The 11,772-nt window shown below is 44.1% G+C and carries 14 protein-coding genes; 4 read left to right on the forward strand and 10 right to left on the reverse strand.

Going from position 1 to position 11,772, the window contains the following annotated elements; translation table 11 throughout:
• The 10 genes from RRG12_RS40330 to RRG12_RS40375 form a co-directional block, all read right to left on the reverse strand.
• The coding region (locus tag RRG12_RS40330) for a response regulator (RefSeq protein WP_420763063.1) at positions 1–603 on the reverse strand (603 nt) is incomplete at its 3' end.
• 224 nt (positions 604–827) lie between these two features.
• A complete protein-coding gene (locus RRG12_RS40335) occupies positions 828–2,690 on the reverse strand; it encodes a hypothetical protein (protein WP_420763064.1) in 1,863 nt (620 codons plus the stop codon).
• Complete coding sequence (locus RRG12_RS40340) at positions 2,687–3,232, reverse strand: hypothetical protein (RefSeq protein WP_420763065.1); 546 nt, start codon at positions 3,230–3,232, stop codon at positions 2,687–2,689. Before RRG12_RS40340 ends, RRG12_RS40335 begins: the two co-directional genes overlap by 4 nt.
• Positions 3,233–3,257: 25 nt before the next feature.
• Positions 3,258–3,974 (reverse strand): hypothetical protein, encoded by a 717-nt coding sequence (locus tag RRG12_RS40345; RefSeq protein ID WP_420763066.1) that lies wholly within the window; start codon positions 3,972–3,974, stop codon positions 3,258–3,260.
• An 11-nt stretch (positions 3,975–3,985) separates the two neighbouring features.
• Positions 3,986–4,429: a hypothetical protein gene (locus RRG12_RS40350; protein WP_420763067.1), complete on the reverse strand. Its 444-nt coding sequence runs from the start codon at positions 4,427–4,429 to the stop codon at positions 3,986–3,988.
• Positions 4,419–4,553 carry a hypothetical protein gene (locus tag RRG12_RS40355; protein WP_420763068.1) on the reverse strand — a complete coding sequence of 45 codons (135 nt, stop codon included), beginning with the start codon at positions 4,551–4,553 and terminating at the stop codon, positions 4,419–4,421. The genes RRG12_RS40350 and RRG12_RS40355 overlap by 11 nt, the downstream gene beginning before the upstream one ends.
• A 174-nt stretch (positions 4,554–4,727) precedes the next feature.
• Complete coding sequence (locus tag RRG12_RS40360) at positions 4,728–4,964, reverse strand: hypothetical protein (RefSeq protein ID WP_179076067.1); 237 nt, start codon at positions 4,962–4,964, stop codon at positions 4,728–4,730.
• Positions 4,961–5,206 carry a hypothetical protein gene (locus tag RRG12_RS40365; protein ID WP_420763069.1) on the reverse strand — a complete coding sequence of 82 codons (246 nt, stop codon included), beginning with the start codon at positions 5,204–5,206 and terminating at the stop codon, positions 4,961–4,963. The genes RRG12_RS40360 and RRG12_RS40365 overlap by 4 nt, the downstream gene beginning before the upstream one ends.
• Complete coding sequence (locus RRG12_RS40370; protein ID WP_194144197.1) at positions 5,203–5,436, reverse strand: hypothetical protein; 234 nt, start codon at positions 5,434–5,436, stop codon at positions 5,203–5,205. The genes RRG12_RS40365 and RRG12_RS40370 overlap by 4 nt, the downstream gene beginning before the upstream one ends.
• A 3-nt stretch (positions 5,437–5,439) precedes the next feature.
• Positions 5,440–6,555 carry a ParM/StbA family protein gene (locus RRG12_RS40375; protein ID WP_420763070.1) on the reverse strand — a complete coding sequence of 372 codons (1,116 nt, stop codon included), beginning with the start codon at positions 6,553–6,555 and terminating at the stop codon, positions 5,440–5,442.
• A 221-nt stretch (positions 6,556–6,776) separates the two neighbouring features.
• Here RRG12_RS40375 and RRG12_RS40380 point away from each other — a divergent pair, with 221 nt between their 5' ends.
• The 4 genes from RRG12_RS40380 (at position 6,777) to RRG12_RS40395 (ending at position 11,527) form a co-directional block, all read left to right on the forward strand.
• Positions 6,777–6,986 (forward strand): ribbon-helix-helix domain-containing protein, encoded by a 210-nt coding sequence (locus RRG12_RS40380; protein WP_292728631.1) that lies wholly within the window; start codon positions 6,777–6,779, stop codon positions 6,984–6,986.
• A gap of 142 nt (positions 6,987–7,128) precedes the next feature.
• Positions 7,129–7,851, forward strand: coding sequence for a hypothetical protein (locus tag RRG12_RS40385; RefSeq protein WP_190884685.1), 723 nt, complete (start codon positions 7,129–7,131; stop codon positions 7,849–7,851).
• Between the two features lie 266 nt (positions 7,852–8,117).
• Positions 8,118–8,351, forward strand: a complete 234-nt coding sequence (locus tag RRG12_RS40390) for a hypothetical protein (RefSeq protein WP_420763071.1) — start codon at positions 8,118–8,120, stop codon at positions 8,349–8,351.
• The gene (locus RRG12_RS40395; protein WP_420763072.1) at positions 8,351–11,527 is read left to right on the forward strand and encodes a primase-like DNA-binding domain-containing protein; all 3,177 of its coding nucleotides are present in this window, start codon (positions 8,351–8,353) and stop codon (positions 11,525–11,527) included. Before RRG12_RS40390 ends, RRG12_RS40395 begins: the two co-directional genes overlap by 1 nt.
• Positions 11,528–11,772 lie beyond the last annotated feature (245 nt).

Consider the following 11,772-nt stretch of genomic DNA (forward strand, 5'->3'; position numbering starts at 1 on the left):
GTTCTTGACGTGCCATTTACTGTACAAATCGCTGGCATAATTTTTGACTGTACTAACAGAGAGAAACATTTCTTTGGCAATCTGTTCAAAAATCAAACCCTGAGCCAGTAAACGCAGCACTTGTATTTGTCGCTCAGTGGGAGGTTCAAGCAAGTTTTTGTCAACGAAGTTGGGGTCGATATATCTGTTCTGATAAAGGCTTTCTAACAGTTTTTTAGCCACCTTCGGGTCAAGTAGACATTCATTAAAGTAAGCTCTCTTGATGGCAAGTTCAATCAATTCTATATCAGCACTTTTGAGCATATAAGAATCAGCCCCATGACGGAAAGCTGAGTTAATAAAGTCGGAATGAGTATGATTAGTAAAAATTACCACTTTACTATTAGTTTTCCTTTTGATTGAGCGAGTCAGTTCTAAACCACTCATATCGGGCAATAATAAATCAACTAACACAACATCAGGGTTGGTCTGTTCAATTAACTGAAACCCTAGTTTTCCACTGGTGGCTGACCCTGTAACTTCTATATCTGGAGATTGTGAAATAGCACCTTTGATGCCTAAGAGAGTGAATGTTTCTGGTTCAACAATTACTATTTTCAGCATGATGTTGATAATCCTCTAATAATAAATGGCTGTTTATGAGGTTATTTATTATTGGTGTCTAGCGGACACGCTTAAGACACTTGGTGTCTGGGCGGTGTCTGGGGTAGTGTCTGCTGGTGTCTATGCTATACAAGGGTTTTGAGCTTTGGTATCTGTAGTGTCTGGTGTCCGATGTCCGCAAAAAAAGGGGGTTTTTGGGAGCAGACACCAGACACCGATAGCAGTCAAATTTGATTGAGCTTGATAACACCCTCGGCTATCCAGTCCGCCAATCCTGCCCCCACAATTTCGTACATCCAGCCCTTTATTTGCTCAACAGTGAATCTTTCCCCGTTCACTTTAAAGTTGCCCTTAAACTCTCTTACATCAGCTTCTATTCGCTCAGTTCGGGTGAGATATTCATACAGTTTTTGCGCCATTGGTGATAGTTTTTTAGGTTCATCTTGGGTGTCACCTGCTTTGTTACCAAGATTGAATTCCAGTTCATAAATTCGCTCTAAAGTAGCTTTATCGATGGTTGGCGGTTCATTAACTGTTCTAGATTCATCAAGCCGAAAATCAATTCGCTTGTGGTCAAGTTTAGGCAGTTCAATATCAATCCATTGCCCATGCCCAGGTAATTTAATCTTGCCCTGACCACTCGCTTTAGCCTCTGTGGTGATTGGGTCAATAGTTGCGATTAGTTCTACTTCTAACAGTGCCGCATCTCGAAGTTTTGATAACCCTTTGGCTTTGGCTAAAATCTCCATTGTGCGGTCGTGAGCTACGAACAAAGGAATCATTAATTGTTTGCGGGATTCGGTCATCGCACAGCGAAACCACTTGCCAATAAAATCAGGGTCGGGCTTCCATTTATCATCCTCACAATCATCTGGCATTGGCTCAACAATGTTATCTGTCCAAGTTGTAAACTCCTCAGCGACTACACAGAAATGTTGGTTTGTGTCTCTTAAGTGTTGCGTCCATTGCTCCTCAACCATTCCACTTTCACGATAGGCTTTGTAACGGCGGCGCATTTCCGCCATGTACCATTGCATGAAGTCGGCTATTTCCCTGTAACCAGTAATCAGATTCACCCCCCGCCATTCAACAGAAGTTCCATGTGGGTCAAGTACAAAGATTTGATTCCAGCCAGCAGAGCGCTTATGCCAGATAATCTCTCTGGTAGTCCAGGATTTCCCAGCACCCATGCCACCAAAGATTAAAGTGGGGTAGCCAATGGTGTTGTTAATCCAGCGATATTTCTCAGTGGGAGCGTAGCTTGCCGCCGAAGGCATCGCCGGCTGTTCTCCCCCAGTAACCTTATCGTTGGGGTCAATCGTCCCTTGCAATGTCTGGCTACCTTGTAGATAGGGCGTTTTCATCTCACGAAGCTGCTTAATATACTCCGCCTTCTGTTCTTCGGTCATCCCAGCCGTTTGCGCCTCAAAGATAGCCTCGGATGCCTCCATTTGGGTCACTTCAATCTCAGTGTGGGCGTAAATCTCGGCTTTGGTGATATCCACAGTGCGATCATTGGCGATTAGATCCAAGTCAGCTTGTAGTTGGACTTCTGCGATCGCAACATCTCGGTAACTCTCTAGTAACTCGGAACGTGCGGCCATCTCAGCTTTTGCAGCATCCCGTTTTTGGGCGATGTCTTCAAAAACTGCCCTCTGCTTCTCTTCCTCTTGGCAATGGCGCAACATCCACCCAGCAAGCGCAAATCCCAGGAATCCCCCAAACGCCCAAAACGGTTTGTATGGGTTGGTCGCCTTCACCAGTCCGTTAATTCCGGTTGCTGAGTCACGCACTACTTGGCGCGGCATTCCATCACTCTTCCACTGTGACCAATAAAATGGGGTCATCCTGAAAGGTCGTCCATTCTTGTCTGAGCAGGTCAATGTTTTTTGTGGGGTTTTCAGACAAAAGTAAATGCGATCGCTGCTGGTTCCTTGCCAAGCCATTGCCGCAGAGCTAATTCCCACAGTCAGACTCAGCCCAATCGCCACAGCTTTCTTATCCATTGGCAGGCGACCAAACCACAACATTAAACCCGATTGTTGTGACTCAGATAACTGTTTATGTTTGTCGCTTAAATAATTCATTTACGAGTTCTACCACCAAATAGAAAAACTATTAATATCGCTATAACTATCGCCACACCAGCACCATTCACCCAGCTAGAATAATCAGCAGTTTTGGGGTGATACATTGCCGAAATTGAAGTATTAGCTGTACCAGTAGAAATCCGAGCTTCATTCCATTCACTAATCGGTTCTGTCATCGCACACAATAACGCCAGTGATGCACTGCAACCAGTCATTAAATTAGTGACGAAATTGTTAAAGCCTTCACCTGTTGCAGTAGCAGTAAAATACAGGTGTGCAGTACCCACAGCTAGGAACATTCCAACTGGGTGAACTTGCAACAGATGAAAAGTGAAAATAACTGCACTGTTTAGACAACTGCCAGCGACAATTTCACAAGCATTACCAGCACGTCTAAATGTTCTACCTCTGTTATTTTCTGGTAATGGTTGCGGTTGTGATGGTTGCTCAATTTTCTGTTGTTGTGGAGTCTGTGCCAGCCCTTCAAATGAAAAAGGGCTGACGCTATGAGGATCTTCATTTCGTTTCCTTACTAGCATCAGCCTGTGTCCTTTCAACTAATAGTTATCTCTCGCCCAATTTGTTCCACAAGTTACCCAACATTGCACCCCAACCGCGAACTGTTCCCGTTGCAGAAACACTTGATGCTGGTGCATAACTTTGTGATTGAATTGGTATCACTTCTGGGGGTGTTTGATTGGGTTCTAATGCCCTTGAACCAAACCGCGCACGGGCTAAAAGTTGTTGACGTTTCTCTCTTAATCCTGTTGTGATTGCTTGCCTTTCGGCTTGCACAACTTGTCTATTTTCTATCCCACTTATCTTGTTTTCATGTCTCCACAATTCGGCTTGTAAATCGTGGTGCAATTGTGCTGCCACTTCTGCAAGTCCGTGCTTACGTTTTTGGTCAATTCGCAGCAAGTCGGCTCTATCTTGGGCATCTATCTTACTCATATCGCTGTCAAATTCAGCGTTAAGTTTACGGATTTTACCAATTGCACCCGCAACATGAGAACCATATTGCTTTCTTAATTCCGTCCAAGTGACCTGCCCTTTGGTCAACTTCTCCATTGCCTCAAAGACAACCTTGGCGTTGTCTAAGAAAGGCTCTAACCTATCTGATAATTCTTGGGCATTATTGGCATAATCAGCGAACTGTTCTAGCTTGTTTATATCAGAGAGATAGCCCAGAATATCAGATTCAAATCCTCCCCAAGATTGTGCTTTCTCATCAATGTGTGAACTATGACCAACGACCGGATTACGTATTGCAAAATCCATTACTGAACCTCCTAATAAGGTATGTTGTCGTAGTCGATACTTATCGGCTCTTGGGGCACTTCATCCCAATAGCCCATGTCTTCAAATCGGCTATAAATTCTCGTTGCAAGTTGCCTTATGGGGTCGTCAAAATCATCAGAAATTAAATCGAATCTGTTCTCACCAAATGCCAAAGTATTTGCAATATCAGGGTCAATCCCATTACCCAAGAATTGACCAAATGCAGCAGAGTATGGATGGTCATCAATGGTTGAATGAGTTGCTAGAAATTCCGTCCCGGTGAAGGGTGGGTAATCTTCACTCTCGAATATTGGCGGGTTTTGCGCCTCAATATCAGCCGAAATCATTGCTGCCCATTCTTCAGGATTTTCTGCTTTGAACTGCTCTAATCTCAGGGCGGAGTCAGTCAGAGGTGATTTGCCCCAATCGTTGGGATTTTTGTAGTCAAGTGTCATTTGTTAGAATCCTTGTGTACTTTTCGTTTTGCGGCGAGAGATACATCCTGATTAGGCGATCGCCAAGCTTGCCGGCAGATGCGATCGCTTCATCATCAGTTCTCACAAAATTCAACAAGTTCAAAAACCTCCCTCTGCACTTGGTTTTGGCTTAGTTCAAAGCGTCTAGCTTTCGAGTCATTGAATATAAAAGGGGCATTGACTCGACAATTAGACCGATGGCTGTAGCGCAGTTGTTGACCACGGAATTCGTAAAGGTGGTTACGTTGCAAGGCTGTCGTTAAAAGCATTTGCTCCCTCAAACTTGCGAATAGAACTCAATATTTAGGATTGCTTCGTGAATCTCCATCAAGGCTTGAACGGCATCACCCATCTTTAAGTCATTCGATGTACTGAATCGCTCCGATGCTTCAATCTGTTTGTAATTGGGCGATGCTTGCACGAACCTAAGAGTTTGTTCGCAACCCAGGATGATGGTCATTATTTCGGTTGTTGTTAGGCTTGGTTGTGTCTTTTGGGTGTCTTGGTCGCTCATGACTTGTTTCTTCTCCTTTGGGCTTTTATCGGTGCGGTTGGGGCTTCTGGCTCACTGTTTGGCGCTTGTGGCTGGTTCGGCTTTTGAAGTACATAGCTGATAGCCCCTGCGCCACCCACGGCTGCGGCAATGGTGAACATATTGTTTTTACCGAAGTATTGGACTCCGAAATAGCCAAAAGCGATCGCTGCTGCTGTTGCTCCAATGCCTAAAACCGTGTTTCTGAATCTGGATTTGGTCATGCTGCCCCTTTAAAATTAGTGACCATTGCGCTAAGTGCCGATTTATTGGGCTGTGTAGATTGCGCTGTTTCAACTTTGGGCGATGGTTGCACATTGCCGTGTTGAAAAATCAGCTTCTCTACACCTGCTGATAATGCTTGTGTCGGTGCATCTTGGGGTAAATCAAAAATCTTGCACAATTCAATTACTGCTAGGTAGGAGATGGTTATACGCCGAGATTCATAGTTCATTGATTAGGCTCCCAAAGATATTTGAGTTAATAGTTTCAACCCCAAGGCATTGATGAATTGGGGATTATTCAAGACCACAAAACCTAAACCGGCTAGGTTTTGATCCACCACTGGCAAGGAAACACCCCCACCCCAGGCGACAAGGTATTTCGCTCTATCCAGGTAATTACCAGCAGTCACAAAGTTGGCGAATTTCTCAATCTTGGTACTCCACCATTCATCTAGACACTGGCTGTACTCGGTTTCAAACTTCTTACCTGTCAGGTGGTTGCCTCCATAAGTGAAAGTGCCTTCAATAATCCCTTGGTTAACGAGACTGGGCGAGTGCTTCACATCTTTGGACAGCAGACTTACTCGGTCGTTTCGTTTGTCGAGAGATTCTGCAATCATGCTGTGCAGTTCACCGGCTCCACCTTCAATCAGGTGACGGTCAATCACTGCACCACTGCCGTTAAACACGGTTACAAGCCAAGTGGATGAACCGATATCAAGAGCGATCGCTAATTCTGAGGGGTCAAGTACCAGGGATGCTTCACCGAATAAGCAGTGGGCAATGCTTCCAAAACCTTCGGGATAAATGCCTGTGACTAAAATCTCAACTGTCTTGGTGACAATGGAACGGGTTACAGGGTGCAGATGTTCAAAGGTGTGAGTCCCTTCAACTCTGCGCTTAATCTCAGTCGCCCAACGTTCTGGGTTGTGGTTGCTCAAACTAATTGAAAGTTTGACCCCATCGGGAATATTAAGAACTGCTAAGTCTGCAAGGATGCTTTCTAGTGCCAGTTCTGCCTTTTTCGCCTTATCTTCGTGCAGCAAGGTATGGTCACTTTGAGCTAGAGCCGCACTGCCCCAGAAAAATTGAATATCTTTTAAGTCAAGCCGCGTTCCTTGTACATAACGCACCCATGCCCCATCTTTTGAGATGGTTTCGTGGTGCATGATGTTGCGGTTGCGAACAAGTGAGTATGCGGCTGGCATCATGATCGAAAAATCACCGATGATTGCCTTGCCATACCCTGCACCTGAGTCTTTTCCGGCGATAAGGTCAGTTAGCCCTGATTTGGCTAACAAGTCTGCTTGAACTAGCCAGTTTTTGGCATTGGAATATATAGCTGTCATGGTTCAGATAATTGTTAAAGTCTTGTTTTTTCTGGCTTGGCGTTGATTTTTAGTCAAATCACGATAAATCCAGATATCCAGTTAGAGGCAAGCCATAGCATCACTTTCTGGCTTCTATTGCCTTTGTTGGGTGACTGTTTTTGGCTGACAATCACATCATATCACATCATGATGTGATTGTAGATGATAAGATCGTATGTGATCGGACAAGAGAGCATATCATGATGTCAGGTGAGCAAACGAGTTCTGACTTAATGAGTAAAAAGTTAAATGCAATTATTCCAGATGAAACTTGGGAGGCGCTAGAGCAGATTGCTAATGAAGAGATGAGAACTAAAAGCCAAATGGCAGCTATTCTGCTTGGAGAAGCGATCGCAGCCAGACATACCAAAAAATCAAAATCTCAGAAGCTAGAAAAAACAGAGGAGTAAACGATAACACCCAACCAGAAAAACCTACTGTCAGCACTGGATAAAGAGTCTAATAAATGGCTATTGATTCAAAAATACAGTGCCAAGTATTAGTATCAGTAAAGAAAGTTGCTAATTTCACATTATTAATTTTGAGTTCGCCATGTTAGCCGTGAAAGACCCACAAAGCGATTTTCAACTCCCCCTGCATAACGAAGCAGCATTAAAGTGGATTAGGGAGACGAAAAATTACTACTCCACTGTTGCTCTAGCAGTTGGTGGTACTGCGCTGGTATCTGGCAGCTTCATTAATCCGGCTGCCTGGGCTGCTTTTGCATTGGCTTACAAACCGTTGGTGATCATTCAAAAACTTGCACGGTTGGAAAAATTAACCGACCTACTTTTACAAGAGTTTAAAAGCCAGGGGATAGAAATCTTTCCATTTCCGGGAGGAGAGAAAAACCCTATTGACTTGTTTATTAGATTTCCACGAACAACTCACCTGTTTATCTCCATTCGTTCGATAGGAGATAGGGAGGTAGTCTACAACGAAGCCAGGGAAGCTTTACAACTCAGAAAGAAGGATAAGAATGGTTTGACAACCTGGAAACCTTGTCCACTACTTGAGTTGGCTGATTACGAAAAGTGGCTTAACAAAAACAGAGACTTGTTCGCAATGTCTTCTCGTGAAGCTACAAAAACGCCAACAGCAAAAGTTTTAGCCCTATGGCCTCCTACTAGAGCGGCTTCAAATCTCAATGAACATTTATATTCATCCGTGGGAAGTATGAGAATTCTGGCTCTTAGGAGAAAAGGTACTATGTTTGTGATTCAAGAGGGGGAAGTAATCGAGTTTGTTAGGGCTTGGTTAGCCCAATACAAATAGGCTAAAAGTTGAAAACCCCTTCGTCCAGTGTGGACAACGGGGCTTTCAAAATTGATTCCATTGGAATTGGGGGATTGGGTGTCACGCCTAATTAATATCCCTAATAGTAATCTTATCAAACATTTTGGAGTGTTAAGCAATTGTAACACTGGCTACACAAAAAACGGCAACCAGGAATTTTACCAGATTAAATTTCTGGAAGTTGTAGAAGATTACTTTCGGGATAGCTCCAATTCCTCCACTACACATACTGGAGGATTTGTAAAGTGTCACAAAAACAGCTATTTCATACCTCAGCTACCAACAAGCTGCTATTCGCAACTATTGGTAACGCTTGCCCCCACTGCGGTAAACCAGACTGGTGCTACTCAATCTTGTCTTTTACAGTCTGGAACAGCGATCGCAAGCGATCCTATGCACTGACTCAACCGAAACAATCGCCAACTTATGTATTAAGCAATTGTCAAAAATTAAATAATGTTCAAGGAGGTATCGCGTAATGGTTGCACAATTCCCCAATCAACAGGCGTTCGCCTCCTTCGACATCCGAAATTTTCAAGATCAGCTAGAACCAGCCAGAGAGAAAAATAAGTTTATTTGTCCAGTTTGTGGCGGGAATGACTTATCTATTGTCCCAGAAACCGGGAAGTACAGATGCTTCAATAATTGTGAGTGTAAGGACATCAGAGAGGCGATCAAACCTTGGGCTGAAGTGGTGGCAGAAAGGGCAGGGGCTAATTACACTCCATCTCTAAACCAAAATGCTGCCAAACCCAAGAGAATCTTGCCCAAACCAGCACCAATTCCAGATGGTGAATTAGGTTTGGTGATGTTGACCTCTACTGTAACAGATATACCCCAACCGAAAAAATTAACGAGTAAACCACCAAAAGATGTTGAGGGCAGTGCCACCGAAACAATTTATCCTTACTCAGAGTCGCAATGGATAGTTCGCTACCAGTGGCCAGATGCCAATAAGGAGAAAGGTTACAGCAAAACCTTTCGGCAATGGCATAGGCTTTCAGATGGCACACCCCAAATGAAAAAAGGCGATTTGCCTTGGGGAGCATATCGCATTGATGAAGCGATCGCTGCTGCTAAATCTGTGACAGGAACCCCGGCACTACTCCAGCATGAAGGCGAGGGATGCGTAGAAGTTGGTCGCGCACATGGTCTTGCTGGAATTACATTCCAAGGCAGTGGATGGGATAAAAAGACTATCACGCCCGAATATCAACGCGCAATTGAAGCAGGCATAGGATTAATCGTTTTTCTGCATGACCCCGATGACACTGGGCTAAAGAAACTCCAGACCTGCCAGGACTGTGCAGCCGAGGTGGGAATTGGATTTATTGGAATTAACCCTCACGACATCTGCCCCGATTTACCATATAAATCAAGTGACATCAAAGAAATCTTGGGGCAGATGGAAACACCAGAATTTATCCGTCGGTTAGAGCAGGAGATTCACGCGGCCGTAGCGCAGCGATCGCTTGAGTTGGCAGAGTCTGAAAGTATTGAAAAAGAAGTTACGGATTTATCTAATTCCAAAATAGATATTGATCCAGCAGACCCAGAGGCATTTTACTTGCCTGTATGCACTGCCATGAATTTACCCTACTCTAACTGCGTGACGGCGGGTACTTTTGATGGCTGGGCTTACCGAAAAATCTTTCCTCAAACTGAATGGATGGTACTGAATTCATCCTTTTACAAGTGGTCACAAGAGAATAAGCAATGGCAGCACCAAGATGATAATAAAGCTTACAAGCTCCTCGCTGACGCTGGAGAATCCGCTTACAAGCTCTCTTACACAAAGACATTTGGTTGGAGAATAACCAAACCTTACGAAACTAACGCACACAAGGAATCTGCCTTTAAATATTGCCGCAGTCGCTTAGAACCAGCAGAACCACTGCCAACCAATACTCATTTATTAGGGTTTAACAATTGTGTTGTTGATTTGCGAACTGGTGAACAAATGCCTCATCGCAAAGATTTTTACCTCACTAATATCATTCCTCACGATTATGAAGCCAACAAACCATGCCCAGAAGTTTTTCTGAAATTTCTAAATGAAAGCTTTGGGTCAGAATTGGTTGAAGTGATTCGGGCGTTCACGAGTATGTTTTTAGACCCAACCGCCCCTTATGGTCGGTTTCCCCACTTAATTGGCTTAAGTGGTGGGGGCAAGGGGACATTGGGAAGGTTTTGGAGTAGTTTATTTGGCGAGTCCGGCTCTAGTAGCGCCACACATTTTGCGGATATTTCTACACCGGAAGGACGGCATCAATATTTAAGTGGAAAGCGGATATTTGGATTTCCTGATGTAGGAGGTTATGCCGAAGGAGTCCGAGCTTTTTACGAATTAGTTGACAATGGGCCAATGAGCGGACGCGCTTTATTCAATCCAGTAGCTTATTCAATCCAGTGGTACATTCGGTTTTGGGTTGCCTCTGTAAGTCATCTACAAATCGAAAATGCTGGCGACGGCTGGATGCGTCGAGCTTACCCAATCCCAGTAAAAAACCGAGATATAACCCCTGACCCAACCTTGTGGCTGAAGCTACAAGAGGTGAAGTCGGACATAATTTCTTGGGCTTTAGCAATGCCACGAGCAGAACGCGATCGCATTTTGTTATCGCCACCTTCTTCAGATCGGGCGAAGAATCTGGCGCTAGAGGCATCTTTGTACGGGGACTCGACCAAATCCTTTGTAGACTTGTGCTTACGCCCTTCAACGACCGAAACATTTATCCCACAAAGTCGTTTACACAGTTGGTATGTACTTTACTGCCGGGAACATGGTTATGCTCCTTTGGGGATGTCCAAATTTATTAGCCATTTAAAAACAGTCTTGCCCCACAACTTCAAGGAACGTAGCTGGACACCCACGGTCAACGGAAAGCGTGAAAGAATTCAGTCCCACTTTGCATTCATTGAACCACTGGCTGGGGTCTTTGAGATGAAAGTACCGGAGGGGCCACCGGATTCTTCACTTTCAAGAGCAGAATTTTGGTATTGCTTTAAAGATAAATGCCTTGAAGGGGGAATAGAAGAATTCGAGGAGTTTTTTCACCCTATCAAAACCCCAGAACCCTTACACAGCTTACCTGTCCACCCTGTCCACCCACCAAATACCCCTGGACTTAACCCTGGACAGGCTGAAAGCCTTACACAGCAGGGCTGTCCACCCTGTCCAATTGTCCCCCCCCAAGAATTAGCATTGCAAAAAAAAGATGAGGAAAATAATGAAAGTGAAGTTAATCAATTCGTTGATGTAATTGATAACCCTTCAGTCCCCAATGACTTTGTGGACAATCTGGACAGCCTTGCTGTGACTGGGTTTGAGCCTGTCCAGGAAGTAAATCTTGCCGAAAACGGGGTGGACAGCCAGGACACCCCTGCTGTGACTGGATTTTCTCCTCGACAAGATGGTGAATTGATAAATGCACGAGAAAGCGAATTATCTCGCCCGGAATTGAAAGTTGGGGATAAAATTGAGTTTTTCAACGATAGTGTTCGCAAGTGGCAAGTCGGAATCATTAAGAGCGTTCAACTAATGGAAACATACTTTTGTAGTGCAACAATTGAGTATCGAGGCTTTAAAGGTCAATTATGTCAATTAGAAATCTTCAGGAGTGATTGGATAAAATTTCTGCATCATTTGCGTTAAATGGGGTAAAAGTAGCGAGCCTGTCATGAGCCGCCACGTAACGTCTGAAAGCCTTACTCCGAAAGGGTTACAAAAATAAAATTGCTCTATGAGATGAAAATCGCCGAAAAACCTTATTTTTACTGTGCCAATTGAAGTCTAGGCTATTTGGTACTGTATTTAGGAATGCAAATTTAATAACCTGTAATTCTGATTAAACTGGGAATGGTGCGTTACGCTCCGCTAATATGCTTTGAATCATAATG

The sequence above is a fragment of the Nostoc sp. CALU 546 genome (assembly GCF_048836525.1).